This window comes from Microbacterium flavescens, assembly GCF_018588945.1.
Classification (GTDB): domain Bacteria; phylum Actinomycetota; class Actinomycetes; order Actinomycetales; family Microbacteriaceae; genus Microbacterium; species Microbacterium flavescens.
The window spans coordinates 373,197-393,728 of sequence record NZ_JAFIWA010000003.1 but is presented as its reverse complement, the minus strand read 5'-3'; the positions used below and the strand labels follow the sequence as shown (position 1 = coordinate 393,728).

Genomic DNA, 20,532 nt, shown 5'->3' with positions numbered 1-20,532 from the left:
GCCGATCAGCTGAGCAGCAGGGTGACGGCGATCAGCACCGGCAGGCACCCCACCGTCGTCAGGAATACGGTGTCGCGTGAGATCGTCTCGCCGACGTCGTATCGCTGCGAGTAGTTGAAGACGTTCTGCGCCGTCGGCAGGGCCGCCAGCACGACGACCACCAGCACGTCCTGATCGCTCAGGCCGAAGACGAACTCGGCGAACGCCCACGCCACCACCGGCATCGCCACCAGCTTGAGCGCGGTCGCGAGGATGATGTCGCGGCGCCGACCCGAGGGTGCGAGCACGCGCTGACCGACGAGCGACATGCCGTAGCTGATCAGGAGCACCGGCACGCACGCGTTCGCGAGGAGCACGGCGGGCTCGAGCACGATGGGCGGCAACTCGATCCCGCTGACGGCGACGAGGGTGCCGAGGACGGATCCGAGCACGATGGGGTTCGTCGCCGTGCGCACGATGGAGCGCCACAGCGTCGCGCGGCCGAAGGTGACGGCATCCAGGATCGCCATGGTGATGGGCGTGAAGACCAGGAGCTGCAGCAGGATCACCGGCGCCGGATACGCCGCGCTGCCGAGGAGATACAGCGACAGCGGGATGCCGATGTTGTTGGAGTTCACCTGGCCGGCGCTCAGAGCGCCGATCACCGTCTCGCCGATCGACCGTCTCCAGACGAACCGGGCGACCAGGGTGAACACCGCGATCATGGCGACCGCGGCGATGGCCGACACGGGCAGCAGGGCCGAGAAGAGCGTGCGCACGTCGGCCTGCGCGAGCACGACGAAGAGCAGGAACGGGGAGAGCACGAAGAAGGTGAGCCGCGCAAGCACCGGACGGCCGTGCTCGCCGAGCAGATCGATGCGGCCGATGATCCAGCCCACCAGGATCGCGACGCCGACGACGACGAACCCGGTGAGCGATTCCAGCACCCCTCGAGCCTACGGCGGCGTGCGGAGGGTCAGTACGGTGGGACCCGTGGACGGCACCGAGGAGACGCTGAGCGGCGGCAACATGGAACCGGTCGTGCGCGTCGGGGACACCGTCCGCCGTGCGACCGGACCCTGGACGCCGGCAGTCCACAGGCTGCTCGACGAACTCGCGGATGCCCGCGTCGACGGGGTGCCGCAAGCATTGGGCGTCGACGCGCAGGGCCGCGAGATCCTCAGCTTCCTCGACGGAGTCGTGCTGACGGATGCTCCGCCGCACGTCCAGTGGTCGGACGGCGTTCTCATCGCCGCCGGGCGCCTGCTGCGGCGGATCCACGACGCGAGCGAGCCTCTGGTCGCCGATGACGCTCTGATCTGGCGTTCTCCGCGTCGCGAGCCGGCCGAGGTGATCTGCCACAACGACTTCGCCACGTACAACCTGATCGTGCGGGACGAGCGGCTTGCCGGTGTGATCGACTTCGACTTCGCGTCGCCGGGATCGCGCCTGTGGGACCTGGCGTACCTGGCGTACCGGATCGTGCCCTTCGCTGAGGACGCGACAAGCGCCGACGGGCTGGACCTCGATCGACGACTCGCGCAGCTGATCGAGGCGTACGACGCGACGTACAGCGACCGCGAAGTCATCGACGCCGCGGTCGCGCGACTGGACGATCTCGCGGCGTTCACGCGCCGTCGTGCTCAGGAGACCGGCCGTGCCGACTTCCTGGAGCACGCGGCGATGTACGAGCGGGATGCCGCGGCTCTGCGCCTGCCATCCAGTGGGCTCAGCGACTGGCAAACGCTCGTGTGAGTGCGTACTGAGTTGACAGTGGTGGTGTCCGCCGAAGTGCCTACATACCCCGTGGTGTGGGACTGGGAGTATCAAGACTGGATAAGGGTTCCGCCCGATGTAGTCCGCATCGGGTTCGTCTCTCAGAAGGGTCTCTGAACGTGAAAATCAGCGTGAAGCTCTCCGAAGGAATCGACGCCTCGGCTGCCGCCCGCCCTGGGCGTCTCAGAGGAAGGGCTCGCTCCAACGGTGTCCTCGGTGTCGCGGTCGCCGCACTAGCAGTCCTGATGTCAATCGGTCTGACGGCGCCCGCTGCTGCGGCAGCCGAGCCGGTCGGCGACGATGCTTACGACCTCACGGTGAATGGGCAGAAGGTAACGCTGGACGAAGGGGAGACGGTGACATTCAGCATGCAGGCCGTCAAGCCGAAGCGGGGGTCGGGCGCGATTTCGCCTCAGGCGGTTTACACGGGCAACGGAGGAACGATCACGGTGAACGCCAGCAATGGCGTCTACTACTGGTTCGTGAGCGCGCCTTGCGCCACCAGCTTCTTCGGGTCGTTCTCCATCACCGACCTGACCACCGGGCTGTTCGGGGGCGGCAATCCAGCGGTCGGCTTCTCGGGATCGGCTCCGACAAGCAAGCTGAACGGTCACCGCTATTCGGGGACTCTCTCAGGGTCCGCTTCCAACATCTGGGGTGTGCCCTGCGCCGTCACAGGGCCGAATAATACGCTCTACACCTACAGGCGCTAGACCGAGGAGCGGGAAGGCCCGCCGTTCCACATGGCAGGCCTTCCCCCCGAACTGGAATACAGAAAGCATGGACGCATGACAACTCACGGTCAGGAAATCGTGGGGGAGCTGCGGCGGCTCCTCGAAGACGAACAGATCACCGAAGGCGCTCTGCATGCTATGACCCGGATCGAGCCTGGGAAGCTAGCGGCTTTGCTCTCCGACCCTTCGAGCACATCCGGACTGAGGGTAGACGAACAGGCGCTTTCGGCAGACGAGAACGCACGCGTATCGATCCTCGTCTCGCAGCTGGCCTACGGACTTGAGATCGATGACGATGAACGTCTTCAGGGGATTCTCGTCGCGCTGATCTCCGACTGCGGGCTCTCCCTCCAGAATGTGTCTCGGCTGACCGGTGTTGGGATCCAGGAGCTGAGTCTGACTATGGACAATCCTGTTGCGGTCCCGCTTGAGACGAAGTACACACTTGCTCTCAGAGCGTCTTACCTCATCAACGCTGTCAGCCAGGCTCGCGCTCGGTAGTCGTTCACAAATCGGCCCCGTACCAGTGCTACTAGTCCGCACAGTGAACGAAACCGTGTACTAACTGGTCTTGTGTGAACCTGCTGCGGCTTCGCGGGGGAGGGGAGCTCCTCCCATGGCCTTCACGGTGGCGATGTATCGGGCGTATGTGGCGCCGGAGTCGACACTGTGTCGTTCGAGGGTGGTCGTGGCGTAGCCAAGCGCTTCCGCGGCGATAGTGACCGGGGCGAGCTTGGTGAGTTCGTTGAGCGCGCCGAGTCGCGCGGCGCGGACTTGAAGATGCTGTCGTAGTCGGTTGGCGAGATGGTCTGGGTTGACGGGTTGACCCGGCTTCTGGCCGGGGAAGATCCAGGTGCTGTTCGGGTGTGCCGCGGTCTGCTGATGTCGTGGCGTCTGACGGAGCTGTCGCCAAAGGTCGTCGAAGGGACTCGGGATTGGCAGCGACATTCCGGCGAGCCTGATGGTAACGCTCTCCCGGGTAATGGTGACGTCCGACCAGGTAAGTCGAACGATGTCCTCGACGCGCTGGCCGAACACCAGGACGAGGACGCCCGCGGCGCGGTCCCGGAGGTCCACCGCATCGGCGTCAGAGAGGTCGGCGTTCGCCTGACGCTGCTCTGCGAGGCTCATCCTGGACGCTGTCCCGCGGCGGTGTCGGGCCATCTTGAGGTCGGTGTTGACGAGCCGGCTGCGGCGGGCCCAGTTGAGGAATCGGTCTGCGACGAGGCGCGTGGTTTTTCCGCCGGCGACCCAGTCGTCAAGGTCGCTCTGCGACAGATCCTGGAGGTCGACTTTTCGCTCGGCGAGCCAGTTGAGGAACTCGACGCCGACGGTGATGCTCTGCTTGCTGCGCAGGAACATCCCGCGGGAAATCGGGGCCTCCTGATGCATCTTTCGCAGGTGATCCCAGCGGACGTAGCGCAGCAGGATGTCCCGGTCGTCATGATTGAGGAGACGGTCGGGGACGCCGGTGAGCCACCGGTTGAAGGTGGCGAGGTATTCGTCGCGACGGGGGAGCGCGCAGTGTTCGACGAGAAGAGCTCGAACGTAATCGAGCGTTGCGGAGGGCGGCAGCTGATCCAGCGCTTCGTGCGTCGTGGGGGTGCAGGTGAGGGTGCGCAGGAACGTCTGGACGTGCGGCTGGCGCAGCCAGGTGAGGCCGCTGTTGGCCCGCTCCATCTGCTTCAAACCGGCGGCCAGGGGCGTAAGCGAGGGTGGGATGGTGCCGGTGGCCGGGTGGGCGAGGGTTTCGTCGACGAGGTCGCTGAGCGTGCATCGCCAGCAGCGGCCGCCGGAGTAGAGCTCGTCCTCCTTACCGCAACGGACGCAGTCGACATTCAGCGTGATCCCTGAGCAGTTACGACAGGTAGGTCCGTCCGCGGACACTCCCGGCAAGACACCCTCGTGCCCGCACTCGACGCAGCGTCCCATTGTTCGAATCGCCTTGCGCCGGCAGTTCTGGCAGACCTTCCCGTCTGGCCAGCGGACGGCGAGGGCGCGGTGCTCGCCGCAGCGGCCGCAGGGCTCGGGGTGAAGTTCGGGGTCCTCGGCGCTCTTGGGTCTAGCCATCGTCCTCGACGATCCGGACCCGGTGAGAGATGGTCTCAGGGCGCGATGCCAGCGGGTCTTCACCGGCGGCCGGTGCATTCACGCGGGTGGCGGCGCGCATCTCAACGACGGGCTCGAACAGCTCGTTGGGAGTGCAGTCGAGGATGTCGCAGAGGGCGGCAAACGTTCGTGCGGGGATTCGCTCGGGGGTCCCGGTGACGAGACGCCAGACCTGACTCTCTGAGAGTGAGATCCCGCGTGCTTTCAGCAGGGGCATGAGGTCTGTGCTCTTCCAGAGGTTTCTCTGTGCCATCACCTGCCGGAGATGCCAGTTGTAGCCGATGCGGCGGTGCTCAGGCACTTCGGTCCTCCTGCAGCTGTGCGGCACGTTGCGCAATCATCCGGTGGACTTCCTTCTGCTTGAAGTCGGCTGAGACGCTCGTGTAGATGCCGGTTGTCGAGGCGTTCTGGTGGCCGACCTGGGTTTGCACGAAGGTCGGGTCGTAGCCGGCCTCGAGCAGGTGGGTGACATACGAGTGACGTAGGCAATGCAGGCCCAGCCCGGCCGGGAGGCCGGCCTCGGCTCGAGCCTTCACAAAGGCGTTGCCGAAGGTGCTCAGCCCGACCCGAGCTTGACGTTCGCTGGGCCATAGCGCCGTTCCGCGCTCTGCCTTCGGGAAGCGATCTCGCTGGCCAGGGGAGAGCCAGAACTCGAGGAGAGGAATCACCCACTCGAACTCCGGCACCGTCAGGACTGTGCGACGTCGTGGCCCTGACCCGGCGGTGCCTTTGCCCCAGCGCACGGTCAGCGCCCCGTGGATGCCGTAGGCCGGGACGTGAGGATTGGGGCCGAAGTCCACAAGCTCGAGCATCGCGAGCTCTCGTTTGCGCAGGCCGAAGGCGTAGCAGAGCTTGAACGCGACGGAGTTTCTGAGCAGGCTCATCCAGCGCTTCGAGCCGGCGGCGTACTCGCGGTCGACGGCGTCGTCCATGTGGTCGAAGAGCGTCTGAAGCTCGGGACGAGTGAGAGCGCGGCGCGATGCCGGGACCGCGTTGTCAGAGGTGTGGTGCGGCGAGTTCCAGTCGAAGACGATCTGGGACGGGACGTCGCCGAACGTGCCCTCGCAGTAGTCGACCCAGCCGTAGGCCGGATTGGTCGTGTAGCTGCAGAACTCACCGATGCTGCCGGCATACATCCGCACCGTCGACCGTGCGCGGGGCTCACCGTTGGCCTTTGGCTCGCTTGCGAACTGCTCGAAGTCAACCGGCGACCACTGCCACGGGAACGTCTCCGCATACTCCTGGAATCGCTTGACCAGTGCGAGCTTGGGACGGATCGTGCTGACCTCCAGGCCGCGCGCCAGCATCTGTGTGCGCCACCCCTCAAGCATGCCCTCGAAGACACGTTCGTCGGCACGAAAGAGCTGGACGACGGGTCACGGAACAGTCGAGGCACGGCACCGCTTACTCGCTCGACCATCTGCATCCGTTCGTGGAATCTTGCATCTAATGCACGAAACCTACGCCGGTATGGTGATGACATGCAAGCGATGCCTTCCCGCCAAGCGGCACGCGCCCCTGGAATCCACTGCCCACCGGGACTTCCTTACCGGCGCTCTTAGATACTCAGTGGTTGCATCTAATGCGACTCGGGCGATTCAATCGCTGATAATGCACATTATGTCAACTTGCGCGAGGTCGCTGATCGAACCGGTCCGCGATCATCGGGCGCGGCCCCCGCTTCCCCGCGCAGGATGGTGCGTGAAGGAGGAACCGTGATCGCATCGCTCAACGGCGTCGCCGAGTACGTCGAGGCTCATCTCACCGACGACCTCGACATCGGCACGCTCGCCCGCACCGCGGGCACGACCGAGTACCACCTGCGGCGAATGTTCTCGTCGTTAGCCGGGATGCCGCTTTCCGAGTACGTTCGGCGACGTCGCATGACGGCCTCCGCTGCTGACGTGCTCTCGGGCGACGATCTGCTCGCCATCGCGGTGCGCTACGGCTACGGCTCGGCCGAGGCGTTCGGCCGGGCGTTCCGTGCGGTGCACGGCGCCGGTCCGGGCGACGTACGGCGAGACGGCGGTCCCCTTCGCACACAACCGCAGCTCAGGTTCCGCCTGACCGTAGATGGGAGCAACCCCATGGACACCCGCATCACAGACCGCCCCGCGTTCCGACTCGTCGGCCACGCCACCCGCGTGCCGCTCATCCACGAGGGCGCCAATCCGCACATCCAGGCGCACATCGCCGCTCTCCCGCCCGAGGCGCATGTCCGTCTCAAGTCCCTGAACGACACCCAGCCGGAGGGCATCCTCCAGGTGAGCGATGACGTGGAGCCGGACTACACCGAGGGGAGCGAACTGACCTACCTCCACGGGGTAGCCGTTCGCGCCGACACGACGGTGCCCGACGATCTCGATGCGATCGAGATCCCCGCCGGCACGTGGGCCGTCTTCCGCGTCGCCGGCGAGTATCCGGCGGCCCTGCAGTCGACGTGGGCGGCGACGGCCACCGAATGGTTCCCCTCGAACCCGTGGCGGCTGCGCCCCGGCCCCTCGATCGTCGCGGTGCTGGACCGCTCCCCCGACTTCCTCACCGCGACGTGCGAGCTGTGGCTGCCCGTGGAGCGCGCGTAGGCGGCGATGCACCTGGCAGACTGCGTGGGTGACTCCACCCTCCGACCTCGTTCGGCTCTGGCCGGCCGCCGGTGTGCGCGTGCGCGCCGGCGACCTCGAGCTGCGCTGGATCGACGACGCGCTGCTTCTCGCGCTGGCCGACGTGGCCGCGCACGGCGTCCATGATCCGGAGGCGATGCCGTTCCAGCAGCCCTGGACCAGAGGGGCACCCGACGAGGTCGCGCGCAGCGTGCTGGCCTACCAGTGGGGCGTGAGACCCCAGGTCTCGCCCAGCAAGCTCGTGCTCGAGCTCGGCGTCGTCGTCGGCGGCGTGCCCGTCGGGGTCCAGGGCCTGGTCGGCGATGAATGGCGCGTGCTCCGGCGGGTGCAGACCGGTTCGTGGCTCGGACTTGAGCATCAGGGGAAGGGCATCGGCCGCCGCATGCGCCTGCTCGCGCTCGAACTGGCCTTCACCGGACTGGGCGCCGTCGAGGCGACGTCCGGCGCCTTCGCGGACAACCCCTCGTCCAACGCGGTGTCCCGGCGGCTCGGCTACGAGCCGAACGGGTCGGTGCAGGTAGCGCGCGAAGGCGTCGCCGCGCTTCACCACAACTACCTCATGACGCGCGAGCGCTGGGAGTCGCTGCGCCCCGAGCACGCGAGGGTCCTCGGGGCATCGGTCGAGCTCGAGGGCGTCGGCCCGTTGCGCTCCCTGCTCGACCTGGCGTGAGCGGCGGCCACGCCCCTCCTGCCCGAACAGCGAACGGGGGCGGAGCCTTCCGGCTCCGTCCCCGTTCGGACCGTGATGCGACGCGTCAGAGACCGACCGTGTCGTCAGGCGTGCTGGTGGATCGACGGGTCACGCGCTCGTTGGCCGTCGGGTCCACGGCGGTGTGCGTCACCGACTCCGAGCGGCGGCGGCGTGCCATCAAGACGATCCCCACGAGGAAGATGACCAGCCCGGCGCCCATCAGGATGTAGCCGATCATGTCGAGGTTCACCCATTCGACTTCCACGTTCACCGCGAAGGCGAGGATGGCGCCGATGGCGAACAGTGCGATTCCTGCTCCGATGCTCATGCGAGGTTTCCTTTCCGGGGCACGGCGATCGGCCCTCCCCTTTCAGCGGGACGCGATCGTCCCGACGCCTACGCTTCCGGATCGCCGTCGGCGCGTGCAGGGGGTTGACAACCTCGCGATTCACGGGCATCGGGCCGTAAATGCCCGTCCACGGGGGCTTGCGGGTTCTAGGGTGGCGGTACCCGCCGTCGGAAGGATGCTCGTGCCCTCTCCCCTCGTCATCGCGCCCGAGGTCCGCGACGCGATCGCCGCAGGCGCGCCCGTGCTCGCCCTCGAATCGACGATCTTCACCCACGGGCTGCCGCGGCCCCGCAATCTCGAGGTCGCCCTGGAGGCGGAGGAGCGCGTGCGATCTCTCGGAGTGACGCCCGCGACGATCGGGGTGATCGACGGCCGGCCGACCGTCGGACTCTCCGTCGCCGAGATCGAACGGCTCTCCACAGCCGACGACGTCGTGAAGGCGAGCCTCCGGGACGTGCCCGTCCTCACCTCACTGGGCCGCAGCGCCGGCACGACCGTCGCCGCCACCGCGTACCTCGCCGACCGCGCGGGTGTGCGCGTCTTCTCGACCGGCGGTCTCGGCGGCGTGCACCGCGACGCTCAGCAGACGTTCGACGAGAGCGCCGACCTCGGCACGCTCGCCACCCTCCCGCTCGTCGTCGTGAGCGCCGGCGTGAAGTCGATCCTCGACATCCCCCTCACGCTCGAGCGACTCGAGACGCTGAATCTGGCCGTGGTCGGCTACCGCACGACCGACTACCCCGGCTTCTACGTCGCCGACTCCGGGCAGAACATCGAGCACGCCGCCCACACCCCGGGCGAGATCGCCGACATCGCTCGCGCACGCGACGGGCTCGGCATCCGCTCCACCCTGCTGGTCGCGAATCCTGTCGCCGCCGATCGGCAGCTCGACCCCGTCCTCCACGACGAGGTGCTCGCACGCGCTCTCGCCGCCGCGCGCAGCGAGGGCGTCACCGGACACGACACCACCCCGTTCCTGCTCGACTACCTCCAGCGCGAGACCGGAGGCCGCAGCCTCGACGTCAATGTCGAGGTCTATCGCGGCAATGTGGAGCTGGGTGCGCTCATCGCCCGCGAGCTCGCGGATCACGCCTGATGCTGGTGGTGATCGGCGATCTCGTCGCCGACCTGATCGTGCTCGGCGGCTCTTCGTTGGAGCGCGGCACCGACAACCCTGCCGAGGTGCGGATCACGCGGGGTGGGAGCGCCGCGAACGTGGCGGTCGCGGCCGCGCCGCGGCATCCGGTGCGTTTCATCGGCCGTGTCGGCGACGACACGATCGGCAGGGCGCTGGTCTCCGAACTCGCCGCCGCGGGAGTCGACGTGCGCGTCCAGCGCGGGGGACGCACCGGCGCCATCGTCGTCCTGGTCGACGCCGTCGGAGAGCGCACGATGATCACCGACCGGGGTGCCGCCGCCGACCTCGCCGCAATCGACGCCGAGTGGCTCGAGGGTGCGCGCTGGCTGCACCTTCCCCTGTACGGCTTCGCCGCTCCCGCGTCCAGAAGAGCGGTGACGGATGCCGCGGCCGCCGCCGCTCGTGCGGATGCGCGGATCAGCCTCGACCTCTCGAGCGTCGCCTCGATGCGCGATCTCGGCGCCGGAGCGCTTCAGGGCATCATCGACGATCTCGCACCGGCGGTCGTCTTCGCCAATGCCGATGAGGCGCAGGCGGCGTCCGACGTCGACCTCGACACCGGAAGCGCCGTGTTCGTCGTGAAGCGCGGCGGCGATTCCGTACTCGTGTTCGAAGGCGGAGAGCGCGCCGAGGTGGCGGTCGACCGGGTCGACGCCGTAGTCGATTCGACTGGTGCCGGCGACGCATTCGCGGCGGGGTACCTCACCGCCGCGCTCGGTGGCGCCGGTGCACGCGAGAGCGCCCGCGCCGGCAGCGAGCTCGCGATGAGCGCACTGCGCCGCGCGGGCGCCCTGTGATCCCGGTCAGGAGCGCTGCATCGTCTCGAGCACGTGCTCGATGTCGTCGACGAACGCGTTGTAGCCGGCGATCGTCGCCGCCACCTGGTCGTCGGTGAAGTCGGAGCGGTCCTGACGGATCGTGAGCTTCGTGCCGCCATCGACCTCTTCGAGATCGAACAGCACGGGGAGGCCCGCGTCGTCGTCCGGTTGATCGGTCAGCGTCATCGCCAGGTGGGAGGGTGGCTCGACCACCTGGTACTCCCCCGCCCAGTCGATGCGGTTGCCCTCGGGAAGCATCATCACCGCGCGGAACGCACCGCCGGGACGCACGTCCATCGTGAGCGAATCCTGCGGCACCGACACCGCCGCGGTGCCGAACCAGACCGCGAAGTGCTCGGACTTGGTGATGGCGTCGAACACGAGTTCGCGCGGTGCCCGCAGCGTGCGGGTGATGGTGAAGTACTCAGTCATGACTGTTCTCCTCGTCGGGCTGGTCGGTCGTGGGTGAGAGCTGCTGGAGGGCGTTGAGGTAGTGGTCGAGGGCGTCGACGCTGTCTTCCCAGAAGCGTGCGTAGTCGCCGATCCAGTGGCATGCCGCAGCCAGCGGTCGAGCGTCGAGCCGTGCCGGCCGGTACTGCGCGTCCTTCCCGCGCGTGACCAGGCCTGCTCCCTCGAGAACCCGCAGGTGCTTGGAAACCGCGGCGAACGTCATGTCGAACGGTGCCGCGAGTTCGCCGACCGTCGCCTCTCCCCCGCTGAGCCGTTCCAGGATCGCGCGGCGCGTCGGATCTGCCAGGGCCGAGAACGTCCGGCTGAGCTGGTCCGTCATGGTCACCTCCGCATTCAACTGTTCGGTATAGTACCGAACGGTTGAATACGTGTCAACGATGTCGGCCGATCGCGCTACCGTGACGATATGCCTCGTGTGATCTTCTACACCGCCACGACTCTGAACGGCTTCCTGGCCGACGACGACGACTCCCTCGACTGGCTCTTCGCCGCACCCGGCGGCGAGGGTGGCGACAGCAGCTTCGAGCAGTTCCTCGAGGGCATCGGCGTGCTCGTCCAGGGGTCCTCGACGTACGAGTGGGTGCTTCGGCACGAGCAGCTCATCGAGCACCCCGACAAGTGGCCCGCCTACTACGGCGCTCGTCCGACGTTCGTGTTCACCCGTCGAACGCTGCCCGGTGTGGCCGGTGCCGACATCCGGTTCGTCCGCGGCGACGTCGGTGATGCCTGGCCCGCCATCCGTGAGGCCGCGGGCGATCGCGACGTCTGGATCGTCGGGGGCGGCGACCTCGCCGGGCAGTTCGCCGACGCGGGGCTGCTCGACCAGGTCGCCGTGTCGGTGGCACCGGCGACACTGCCGTCCGGAAAGCCACTGCTCCCCCGGGCGCTCGGCGCTGACCGTCTGACGCTCACCGCCGTCCGGCAGGCCGGCGCGTTCGCGGAGCTGACCTACGCCGTCAGCGGCCCTGCCCGATGAGCGACCGATGGCGCGGCGTGATCGCCGCGCTCCTCAATCCGGAGCTCCGCGCAGTGCTCGCCGAGGCGATGTCCGACACGCCGCTGACCGACGCGCGGCGACGGCGTGCACAGGAGCGGCTGTCCGAGCTGGGCCTCCTTCGCGAGACCGCCGGCGGACTCGTCTTCGACGACACCCTGCTGCGCGACATCCTGGCAGAGGGTGCGCCCGCGCGGGCGATCGGACCAGCGCGGTTCCTCGACGGCGAGGGCCGCATCGATCGCTACCCCGTCCAGCTCGCCGACCGCCTCGAACTGCTGCGATGGGTCGCCTCGCGCGCGTTCGCGCCGGGCGAGGTCCTGAGCGAGAAGGACACCAACGAGCGACTCTCGCAATTCACCGACGACGTCGCGGCGCTGCGGCGATTCCTGGTCGATGCGGAACTGCTCGAGCGCACCCGCTCCGGCTCGGAGTACGCCCTGGTGACGTCAGTGTCCTGACGGGTGCACCTCGAACCACTCGCCGTGCTTCGGCTCACGGCCGTCGCCCGACGACGTGCCGGTCAGGCGCCGCCGAACCCACGGACCGACGTGGTCGCGGTAGTAGGCCGCGCCGCGGGCTGCTGCCGGCGGCAAGGGCGGGAGCGACCACCAGTCGGCCGGAGGCTCCTGACCGAGCGCCGTGAGAACCCGCGCGGCGACGCGATGATGGCCGCGGGAGTTCATGTGCAGGCGATCGTCCGACCAGTACGGCGGGCTCGAGAGCTCGCGGTCCGGCCAGTTGAAAGCCCGGACGATGTCGGGGCGATCGGCCAGGCGCGCCGAGACAGCGGCGGACAGCAGGTCACCGCGTCGCTGGATCACGCGGCTCAGCGGCAGCTGCGCGGAGGGGTTGGCGCCCGAGAGCACGATGAGCGTCACGCCCTCCTCGTCACAGCGGCGAAGCACATGGAGGAACGCGTCGACGACACGCGACACGCTCGTGCGCGGTCGCAGCATGTCATTGCCCCCGCCGTTGAACGACAGGTGCGTCGGCCGCAGGGCGAGCGCCGGCTCCAGCTGCTGCTCCACGATCGGCCACACGAGCCTGCCACGGATGGCGAAGTTGGCGTACTCGATCGGCTGAGCCGAGGCATCCGCCCAGCCCTGGGCGACCAGATCGGCCCAGCCGCGCACGCGACCGTCGGGCAGTTCGTCGCCCACACCTTCAGTGAACGAGTCGCCGATCGCGACGTACCGCACGGATGCCATCGTCCCAGCCTATGCGCGCCCGTCGATTGCCTCAGCGGTCGTCGAGGGCGAGCCCGCGCTTGTCGATGAGGCCCCATGCCGCCGCCGCGGCCACGACGAAGAAGGCGGCGAACACGACGAACAGTGTGGGAGCTCCTCCGACGGCGAGCAGAGCGGGAACGGTGAGCGGTGCGATGATCGACGCGATGCGGCCGACCCCTGCCGCCGAGCCGGAGCCGGTCGCCCGCAGCGACGTGGGGTACATCTCGGGAGTGACCGCGTAGAGCGCCCCCCACGCTCCGAGATTGAAGAACGACAGCGCCATGCCCGCGGCGATCACACCGGCTTCGCTGCCCACGGTGCCGAAGACCACTGCGGAGGCTGCGGAGCCGATCAGGAAGACGGACAGGGTCGCGCGGCGGCCCCACACCTCGATCAGCCATGCGGCCGTGACGTAGCCCGGAAGCTGGGCGAGCGTGATGATCAGCGTGAAGCCGAAGGAGCGGACGAGGTCGTACCCCTGCGCGACGAGGATGGAGGGGATCCAGATGAACGCGCCGTAGTACGAGAAGTTGACGCAGAACCACACCACCCAGAGGCAGGCGGTGCGCATCCGGAACTCGCCCGACCACAGCGACGCCAGCCGTGAGCGGAACGAGGCCGCCAGCGGGGGCTGGGGCGGGGCGAGGGCTCCGGCCGGCTCGAGAACGGTCGTCGCACCGGCCGCCTCCTCGAAGGACTCCACGACCGAGCGCGCCTCCGCAGCCCTGCCGCGGCGCTCGAGCCACCGGGCCGATTCGGGCAGCCCCCAGCGCACGAACAGCGCGTACGCGGCCGGAATCGCTCCTAGCGCGAACGCCCACCGCCATCCCGCCTCCGAGGCGGGGATGACGAAGTAGCCGATGAGGGCGGCCGCTGTCCATCCGACCGCCCAGAACGCCTCGAGGATCACGATGAGGCGGCCGCGAATGCGCACGGGCGCGAACTCGCTCACGTACGTCGATGCGACGGGAAGCTCGGCGCCGAGGCCCAGCCCGACGAAGAACCGGAGCACGAGGAGCGCGACGAGCCCTCCCACGAGCGCGCTCGCCCCCGTCGCGAGTCCGTAGACGACCAGCGTCACCGCGAAGATCGATCGTCGTCCGAACCGGTCGGCGAGCAGGCCGCCGACGCTGGCCCCGACCGCCATGCCGATGAAGCCGACCGAGGCGATCCACGCCGTCTCGTACGGCTGCAGGCTCCACTGGGCCGCCAGCGCCGCGATCACGAACGAGATCAGCCCGACGTCCATCGCGTCGAGCGCCCACCCGAGGCCCGACCCCGTCAGGACGCGCAGGTGCCGGCGCGTGAACGGCAGCCGGTCGAGGCGCTCCGAGAGTGTCGCAGCAGCGAGGGTGTCGGCATCCGTCATAGCGTCATGCTACGGATGCCGGGGCCTGTGCGTCACTCACGACAGCAGGTCGCGGACCAGCGGCGCCACCTTCGTGCCGTAGAGCTCGATCGAGCGCATCATCCGGGCGTGCGAGAGCGTGCCCGTCGAGAACTTCATGTCGAAGCGCTGGACCCCGAGGGTCCGGACGGTGTCGGCGATCTTCCGTGCCACCGTCTCGGGCGAGCCGACGTACAGTGCGCCCTCTGGCCCCACGTCGCGCTGGAAGCGCATGCGGCTATAGGGCGGCCATCCACGCTCGCGCCCGATCGTGTTGTTCATCGCCTCGAAGCCCTCGTACGCCTCGTCCCACGCCTGCTGGTCGGTGTCGGCGACGTGACCCGGAGAATGCACGCCGATCGGCAGCGGCGCGCGCTCGAACGTCGTGAGCGATCGCCGGTAGAGGTCGGCGAACGGACGGAAGCGGTCGGCAGGACCTCCGATGATCGCCAGCATCAGCCCGTATCCGTAGCGCGCTGCCCGCACGACCGATTCGGGCGTGCCTCCGACGCCGACCCACGCGCGCAATCCGTTCTCGGTCTTGGGGAACACGTCGGCGTCGGCGAGCGGGGCGCGCAGCGTGCCCTGCCACGTGACCGGCTTCTCCTCGATCAGCTGCGAGAACAGGTCGAGCTTCTCGTCGAAGAGCGTCTCGTAGTCGCGCAGGTCGTAGCCGAACAGCGGGAACGACTCGATGAACGAGCCGCGGCCCAGGATCACCTCTGCGCGCCCGCTGGACACCGCATCCAGCGTCGCGAAGCGCTCGTACACGCGCACGGGGTCGTCGCTGGAGAGGACGGTGACGGCAGTGCCCAGGTGGATGCGCTCGGTGCGCGCCGCCGCGGCCGCCAGCACGATCTCGGGGCTCGAGATCGCGAATTCGCGGCGATGGTGCTCCCCCACGCCGAAGAATGCAAGGCCGACCTGGTCGGCGAGCACCGCCTCGTCGACGACGTCGCGGATGGTCTGGGCCGCGCTGCGCAGCGCGCCCGTGTCATCGCGGGTGATGTCGCCGAAGGTGTCCAGACCCAGTTCGACGGAGGCGAGGTCGCTCATCGCGTGTCCTTTCCATTCGCTTGCATAAGACTTCTGGCAGGAGGAACCGCGACACGGGGTCGGGCATTCCCCGAGACAAGCGGACACGGCGCGCGTACCGTGGCGGTATGGCACTCTTCGCCGACCGCACCGCTGCGGGCACGGAGCTCGCGGGAGCACTCCAGGCGTGGAGCGGGGAGGACGTCGTGGTCTTCGGGATCCCCCGCGGCGGCATCGTCGTCGCCGCGGCCGTGGCCCGGCCGCTCGGCCTGCCCCTCGCCGCGGCGGTCGTGCGCAAGCTCGGCGCCCCCTCCCATGAGGAGTTCGCGGTGGGGGCGATCGCCGGCGATGTGCGCGTGGTGAACGCCGCCGCACTCGAGGCGGGGCGTGTCACGCCCGAGCAGCTCGCGTCGGTCGAAGACAGGGAGCGCGCGGAGCTTCAGCGGCGCGGGGCGCTCTTCCGCGGTGAGGCCGACATCGAGGGACGCACCGCGATCGTCGTCGATGACGGAATCGCCACGGGGGCGACGGCGACCGCCGCGTGCCTCTCGCTGCGCTCGCGCGGTGCGAAGTCGATCGTTCTCGCGGTGCCCGTCGCACCGGCCGACTGGACGCCCGACGCGGATGCCGTGGACGAGTACGTCTGCCTGCACAGGATGCGCGACTTCTGGGCGGTCGGCGAGTTCTTCGACGACTTCACCCAGACGAGCGACGCGGAGGTCGTGGAACTGCTGTCCCACGACCTCCGCGACTGACACGTCGGGTGGCTCAGCGCGAGAGAGCCGAGCGCAGGGTGTCGAGGCCGACGCCGCCGATGTCGAGCGCGCGCTTGTGGAAGCGCTTGATCGAGAAGTCCTCGCCCTCGCGCTCCGCCACATCGTCACGCAGCTGCTCCCAGATGCGCTGCCCGACCTTGTACGAGGGCGCCTGTCCCGGCCAGCCGAGATAGCGGTTGACCTCGAACTTCACGAACTCGTCGGACATGTTCACGTTGTGACGCATGAAGTCGAGTGCGAAGTCGGCGTCCCACGTGCCCTCGCCGTCGGGGCGCGCCTTGCCGAGGTGCACGCCGATGTCGAGCACGACGCGCGCGGCGCGCATGCGCTGGCCGTCGAGCATCCCGAGTCGGTCGGCGGGATCGTCGAGGTACCCCAGCTGCTCCATGAGGCGCTCCGCGTAGAGCGCCCAGCCCTCGGCGTGGCCCGACGTGCCGCCGAGCAGACGGCGGTACGAGTTGAGCTGCGCACGGTTGTACACGGCCTGCGCGATCTGCAGGTGGTGTCCGGGGACGCCCTCGTGGTACACCGTGGTGAGTTCGCGCCACGTGTCGAAGTCCTCGACGCCCTCGGGAACGGACCACCACATGCGCCCCGGGCGCGAGAAGTCGTCGGTCGGGCCCGTGTAGTAGATTCCGCCCTCCTTCGTCGGCGCGATCATGCATTCGAGCTTGCGGATGGGCTCGGCGATGTCGAAGTGGGTCTTGCCGAGCTCGGCGACGGCGCGGTCGCTGGTCTCCTGCATCCACTTCTGCAGTGCGTCGGTGCCGTAGAGCTTGCGGGCGGAATCCTGCTCGAGGAACGCCACGGCCTCCTCGACGGACGCGCCGGGCTTGATCTCGTTGGCGATCGACTCCTGCTCGGCCACCATGCGCGCGAGCTCCTCGACGCCCCACTCGTAGGTCTCGTCGAGGTCGACCGTCGCACCCAGGAACCGGCGCGAGTGGATGGCGTAGAGCTCGCGTCCGACGGCGTCCTCGTCGGACGCGGCTGCGCTCAGCTCGCCGCCGAGGAAGGCCGCGAGCTCGTCGTACGCCACGCGAGCGGCGTTCGCACTGTCGGACAGCTCGCGGGCGAGCGAGGCGGGCAGCTGGCCCTCGGCCGGGGCGGCCTCCGCGGCGAAGGCGGCGAAGAAGCCCTCGTCTTCCGTATAGCGGGCGATCTGCGTCACGACCTCGGTCACCTGGCGGCGAGCCGGCACGACGCCGCGCGAGATGCCCTCCCGGAGCGTCTCGATGTAGCCGTCGAGCGCGCCGGGCACGGCCTTGAGGCGTGTGGCGATGACGCTCCAGTCGTCGGGGGTCGCGGTCGGCATGAGGTCGAATGCCGAGCGGATGTCCTGCGCCGGCGACGCGATGACGTTGATGTCGCGCAGGTGCCAGTGCGCTTCGTTGAGCTCGATGCCCACCTGGATCTCGCGGGCGAGGTCCTCCTGCGTGACGACGTCGATGTCGTCGACCGGCGTCGCGTTCGCGAGAGCCGCGAGCGTCTTGCGTCCTTCTTCGACGAGTCGCTCCTGGCCGGCGGGGCTGTAGTCCCCGAACCGGTCGTTGTACTCGGAGCGGCCGATGTAGGTCGCCAGAGTCGGCTCGAGCTCGGCGAGCGTGTCGACCCAGGCGTCAGCGATCGTGTCGATCTGCGTGGGCGTGCGTGTTTCGTCAGTCATGGATTCGAGCCTAGGGAGCCGCAGCCCGACGCGCCAAACGAATGGATCAGTGGCCCGCTTCGTTCCAGTTCGGACCGCGTCCGATCTGCACGTCGAGCGGCACGGAGAGGTCGGCGGCGTCGCCCATCCGGTCGCGGACGATGCGCTCGGCGGCATCCCACTCCCCCGGGGCGACCTCGACGACGAGCTCGTCGTGGATCTGCATGAGCACCCGCGAGCGGAGATCGCTCGATGCGAAGTCATCGTGGATGTGGAACAGGGCGATCTTCATGATGTCGGCCGCACTGCCCTGGATCGGCGCGTTCAGCGCAGCCCGCTCGGCGTTCTCGCGCAGCACGCGGTTGGGGCTCGCGAGATCGGGGAACGGACGCCTCCGGCCGAAGATCGTCTCGGTGTACCCGTCGATGCGGGCCTGCTCGACCGATGACCGCAGGTAGTCGCGCACCGCACCGAAACGGGCGAAGTACTCCATCATGAGCTGCTTCGCCTCGGTCTGCTCGATGCGCAGCTGCTTGGAGAGGCCGAACGCCGACAAGCCGTACACGAGGCCGTACGACATCGCCTTGACCTTGGTGCGCATCGCCGGCGTCACATCGGCGGGGTCGACGGCGAAGACGCGCGCGCCGACGAACCGGTGCAGATCTTCGCCGGAGTTGAAGGCCTCGATCAGCCCGGGATCCTCCGAGAGATGCGCCATGATGCGCATCTCGATCTGCGAATAGTCCGCCGTGAGCAGCGTCTCGTAGCCTTCGCCCACTTCGAAGGCCGAGCGGATGCGCCGGCTCTCCTCGGTGCGGACCGGGATGTTCTGCAGGTTGGGGTCGGTGCTCGACAGCCGGCCGGTCTGGCTTCCGGTCTGCACGTACGTGGTGCGGATACGGCCGTCGGCGGCGATCGCGGTGTCGAGCGACTCGATGATCTGACGCAGCTTCGTGGCCTCACGGTGCTGCAGCAGCAGGTCGAGGAACGGGTGCGGGTTGGACTCCTGCAGATCGGCGAGGACCGCGGCATCCGTCGAGTAGCCGGTCTTCGTCTTGCGGGTCTTGGGAAGCTGCAGCTCGTCGAACAGCACCTCCTGCAGCTGCTTGGGCGAGCCGAGGTTGACCTCGCGGCCGATCGCCAGGAACGCCTGCTGCGCGATGGCGTCGGCGCGCTCGCCCAGCTCGGCCGAGAAGCCCGACAGCGTGTCGTGGGAGACCGCGACGCCCGCCAGCTCCATGTCGGCCAGCGTGAGCAGGGTGGGCAGCTCGATGTCGGCGAGCACCCGCGCGACGCTCTCGGGCAGCTCGGCGCGCAGTGCCGCCGTGACGCGCATCGTGAACCACGACAGCTGCCCGGGCGTCGCGCCCTCGGTCTCGGGCACCAGCTGCGTCGGGTCGGCCTCGGGGAGCTTCTCGTCGAGGTAGCGGTCGACGAGATCGGCCAGGTTCTTGTCGGGGAAGCTCGGGCGCAGCAGCCAGCCCGCCACGATCGTGTCGAAGGCGAGCCCGCCCACGCGGCGTCCGACGCGGCGCAGCGATTTGACCTGCGCCTTGGCGTCGCTGAAGATCTTCGGCGCGTCGGACGCGAGCCAGTCGCTCAGCGCCTCGGCGAGCTCCGGTGTCCACGTCGCCTCGGCCGCGTCGTCGGCCGTCGCGACCCCGATGCGCACCGGCGTGCCGCCCTCGCTGATCACAGTGACGCCCACCTCGCCGTCGGCGGCCTCGAGCCAGGCCCGCAGTTCGGCGGCGCCCAGCTCGGCGGCGTCGGGCATCGGCACGGCGGCTGCCGAGGCCACAGCGGCCATCTGCTGCTCGATGCCGGCGAGCTCGGCCACGCGCGGAATGAGCGTCTTGAACTCGAGGCGGGCGAAGATGTCGCGCACCGCCTGGGCGTCCATCGGCTTCACCTCGAGGTCGTCCACCGTCACGGGCAGCTCGACGTCGGTGAGCAGGCGGTTGAGCGTGCGGTTCCGGCGCACGTCGTCGAGGTGCTCGCGCAGGTTGCCGCCGACGACGCCGGTGACCTTGTCGGCGTTCTCGAGCAGTTCGTCGAGCGACCCGAACTGGTTCAGCCACTTGACGGCCGTCTTCTCGCCGACCTTCGGCACGCCCGGAAGGTTGTCGCTCGTCTCGCCCACGAGCGCCGCGATATCGGGGTACTGCTCGGGCGGAACGCCGTACCGGTCGATCACCGCCTGGCGGTCGTAGCGCTTCAGCTGCGAGACGCCCTGCACGTTCGGGTAGAGCAGCGTGATGTCTTCGTTCACGAGCTGGATCGTGTCGCGGTCGCCCGAGCACACCAGCACGTCGTAGTGCTCGGCGGCGGCCTGCGTCGCGAGGGTCGCGAGGATGTCGTCGGCCTCGATGTCCTCCTTCTGGAGGACCGTGATGCTCATCGCCGAGAGGCAGTCCTGCAGGATCGGGATCTGCCCCTTGAATTCGGAGGGCGTCTCGGAGCGGTTCGCCTTGTACTCGGCGTACTCGCGGGTGCGGAACGACTGGCGCGAGGTGTCGAAGGCGACAGCCAGGTGTGTCGGCTTCTCGGCCTTGATGAGGTTGATGAGCATCGCCAGGAACCCGTAGATCCCGTTCGTGTGCTGGCCGTCCTTCGTCGAGAAGTTCTCGACCGGAAGGGCGTAGAACGCCCGATATGCCAGCGAATGGCCGTCCACGACGAGAAGGGTAGGCTTTGCGGAGTCCGTCACCCTGCAAGCCTAGACGCGGGCGGCGACACCCCCTCTCCCCCATCGTCGGAAGGTGCAGCGTGCCCGAGAA

At 68.6% G+C, this 20,532-nt stretch carries 22 protein-coding genes; 10 read left to right on the top strand and 12 right to left on the bottom strand.

The window, feature by feature from the left end; translation table 11 throughout:
* Positions 1 to 5: 5 nt before the first annotated feature.
* A complete protein-coding gene (locus tag JX005_RS08785) occupies positions 6 to 926 on the bottom strand; it encodes an AEC family transporter (protein ID WP_214467099.1) in 921 nt (306 codons plus the stop codon).
* A 46-nt stretch (positions 927 to 972) separates the two neighbouring features.
* Here JX005_RS08785 and JX005_RS08780 point away from each other — a divergent pair, with 46 nt between their 5' ends.
* The 3 genes from JX005_RS08780 to JX005_RS08770 all read left to right on the top strand — a co-directional run bounded on the left by JX005_RS08780 (position 973) and on the right by JX005_RS08770 (position 2,990).
* Complete coding sequence (locus JX005_RS08780; RefSeq protein ID WP_307858537.1) at positions 973 to 1,734, top strand: phosphotransferase; 762 nt, start codon at positions 973 to 975, stop codon at positions 1,732 to 1,734.
* 140 nt (positions 1,735 to 1,874) lie between these two features.
* A complete protein-coding gene (locus tag JX005_RS08775; protein WP_214467098.1) occupies positions 1,875 to 2,468 on the top strand; it encodes a hypothetical protein in 594 nt (197 codons plus the stop codon).
* A 75-nt stretch (positions 2,469 to 2,543) separates the two neighbouring features.
* Positions 2,544 to 2,990 (top strand): HTH domain-containing protein, encoded by a 447-nt coding sequence (locus JX005_RS08770; RefSeq protein ID WP_214467097.1) that lies wholly within the window; start codon positions 2,544 to 2,546, stop codon positions 2,988 to 2,990.
* Between the two features lie 60 nt (positions 2,991 to 3,050).
* On the opposite strand, the gene JX005_RS08765 is transcribed toward JX005_RS08770, so the two are convergent.
* The 3 genes from JX005_RS08765 to JX005_RS08755 are packed head-to-tail and all read right to left on the bottom strand — an operon-like array spanning position 3,051 to position 5,905.
* Complete coding sequence (locus tag JX005_RS08765; RefSeq protein ID WP_214467096.1) at positions 3,051 to 4,559, bottom strand: Fis family transcriptional regulator; 1,509 nt, start codon at positions 4,557 to 4,559, stop codon at positions 3,051 to 3,053.
* A complete protein-coding gene (locus tag JX005_RS08760; protein ID WP_214467095.1) occupies positions 4,552 to 4,899 on the bottom strand; it encodes a helix-turn-helix domain-containing protein in 348 nt (115 codons plus the stop codon). The genes JX005_RS08765 and JX005_RS08760 overlap by 8 nt, the downstream gene beginning before the upstream one ends.
* A complete protein-coding gene (locus JX005_RS08755; protein ID WP_246533702.1) occupies positions 4,892 to 5,905 on the bottom strand; it encodes a tyrosine-type recombinase/integrase in 1,014 nt (337 codons plus the stop codon). Before JX005_RS08755 ends, JX005_RS08760 begins: the two co-directional genes overlap by 8 nt.
* A gap of 408 nt (positions 5,906 to 6,313) precedes the next feature.
* Between JX005_RS08755 and JX005_RS08750 the strand changes: the two genes are divergently transcribed.
* Positions 6,314 to 7,180 (top strand): AraC family transcriptional regulator, encoded by an 867-nt coding sequence (locus JX005_RS08750; protein WP_214467093.1) that lies wholly within the window; start codon positions 6,314 to 6,316, stop codon positions 7,178 to 7,180.
* Between the two features lie 28 nt (positions 7,181 to 7,208).
* Positions 7,209 to 7,889 (top strand): GNAT family N-acetyltransferase, encoded by a 681-nt coding sequence (locus tag JX005_RS08745; RefSeq protein ID WP_214467092.1) that lies wholly within the window; start codon positions 7,209 to 7,211, stop codon positions 7,887 to 7,889.
* 85 nt (positions 7,890 to 7,974) lie between these two features.
* Here the strand turns inward: JX005_RS08745 and JX005_RS08740 are convergent, their stop codons facing one another.
* Positions 7,975 to 8,238 carry a DUF6458 family protein gene (locus JX005_RS08740; RefSeq protein WP_214467091.1) on the bottom strand — a complete coding sequence of 88 codons (264 nt, stop codon included), beginning with the start codon at positions 8,236 to 8,238 and terminating at the stop codon, positions 7,975 to 7,977.
* 202 nt (positions 8,239 to 8,440) lie between these two features.
* Between JX005_RS08740 and JX005_RS08735 the strand changes: the two genes are divergently transcribed.
* Both JX005_RS08735 and JX005_RS08730 read left to right on the top strand, forming a co-directional pair.
* Entirely contained in the window at positions 8,441 to 9,355 is a 915-nt protein-coding gene (locus tag JX005_RS08735) for a pseudouridine-5'-phosphate glycosidase (RefSeq protein ID WP_307858536.1), read from the top strand.
* Positions 9,355 to 10,194, top strand: coding sequence for a carbohydrate kinase family protein (locus tag JX005_RS08730; protein ID WP_214467090.1), 840 nt, complete (start codon positions 9,355 to 9,357; stop codon positions 10,192 to 10,194). The genes JX005_RS08735 and JX005_RS08730 overlap by 1 nt, the downstream gene beginning before the upstream one ends.
* Positions 10,195 to 10,200: 6 nt before the next feature.
* Here JX005_RS08730 and JX005_RS08725 read toward each other — a convergent pair whose 3' ends face one another.
* Together JX005_RS08725 and JX005_RS08720 are read right to left on the bottom strand one after the other, a co-directional pair.
* On the bottom strand, positions 10,201 to 10,647 hold the full coding sequence (locus tag JX005_RS08725) for an SRPBCC family protein (RefSeq protein WP_214467089.1): 447 nt from the start codon (positions 10,645 to 10,647) through the stop codon (positions 10,201 to 10,203).
* Positions 10,640 to 11,005 carry an ArsR/SmtB family transcription factor gene (locus JX005_RS08720; RefSeq protein ID WP_214467169.1) on the bottom strand — a complete coding sequence of 122 codons (366 nt, stop codon included), beginning with the start codon at positions 11,003 to 11,005 and terminating at the stop codon, positions 10,640 to 10,642. The genes JX005_RS08725 and JX005_RS08720 overlap by 8 nt, the downstream gene beginning before the upstream one ends.
* A gap of 87 nt (positions 11,006 to 11,092) precedes the next feature.
* On the opposite strand from JX005_RS08720, the gene JX005_RS08715 reads away from it, so the two are divergent.
* Entirely contained in the window at positions 11,093 to 11,662 is a 570-nt protein-coding gene (locus JX005_RS08715; protein ID WP_214467088.1) for a dihydrofolate reductase family protein, read from the top strand.
* A complete protein-coding gene (locus JX005_RS08710; RefSeq protein WP_246533700.1) occupies positions 11,659 to 12,141 on the top strand; it encodes a DUF2087 domain-containing protein in 483 nt (160 codons plus the stop codon). Before JX005_RS08715 ends, JX005_RS08710 begins: the two co-directional genes overlap by 4 nt.
* Here JX005_RS08710 and JX005_RS08705 read toward each other — a convergent pair.
* The 3 genes from JX005_RS08705 to JX005_RS08695 are packed head-to-tail and all read right to left on the bottom strand — an operon-like array spanning position 12,130 to position 15,355.
* On the bottom strand, positions 12,130 to 12,891 hold the full coding sequence (locus JX005_RS08705) for an SGNH/GDSL hydrolase family protein (RefSeq protein ID WP_214467087.1): 762 nt from the start codon (positions 12,889 to 12,891) through the stop codon (positions 12,130 to 12,132). The two genes, JX005_RS08710 and JX005_RS08705, sit on opposite strands and share 12 nt — an antisense overlap.
* Positions 12,892 to 12,922: 31 nt before the next feature.
* Entirely contained in the window at positions 12,923 to 14,281 is a 1,359-nt protein-coding gene (locus JX005_RS08700; RefSeq protein WP_214467086.1) for an MFS transporter, read from the bottom strand.
* A gap of 36 nt (positions 14,282 to 14,317) precedes the next feature.
* Entirely contained in the window at positions 14,318 to 15,355 is a 1,038-nt protein-coding gene (locus JX005_RS08695; RefSeq protein WP_214467085.1) for an LLM class flavin-dependent oxidoreductase, read from the bottom strand.
* Positions 15,356 to 15,462: 107 nt separating this feature from the next.
* On the opposite strand from JX005_RS08695, the gene JX005_RS08690 reads away from it, so the two are divergent.
* Positions 15,463 to 16,089: a phosphoribosyltransferase gene (locus JX005_RS08690; protein WP_214467084.1), complete on the top strand. Its 627-nt coding sequence runs from the start codon at positions 15,463 to 15,465 to the stop codon at positions 16,087 to 16,089.
* A gap of 13 nt (positions 16,090 to 16,102) precedes the next feature.
* Here JX005_RS08690 and JX005_RS08685 read toward each other — a convergent pair whose 3' ends face one another.
* Complete coding sequence (locus tag JX005_RS08685) at positions 16,103 to 17,776, bottom strand: DUF885 domain-containing protein (protein WP_214467083.1); 1,674 nt, start codon at positions 17,774 to 17,776, stop codon at positions 16,103 to 16,105.
* A gap of 46 nt (positions 17,777 to 17,822) precedes the next feature.
* The gene (gene polA, locus JX005_RS08680) at positions 17,823 to 20,462 is read right to left on the bottom strand and encodes a DNA polymerase I (protein ID WP_214467082.1); all 2,640 of its coding nucleotides are present in this window, start codon (positions 20,460 to 20,462) and stop codon (positions 17,823 to 17,825) included.
* Positions 20,463 to 20,532 lie beyond the last annotated feature (70 nt).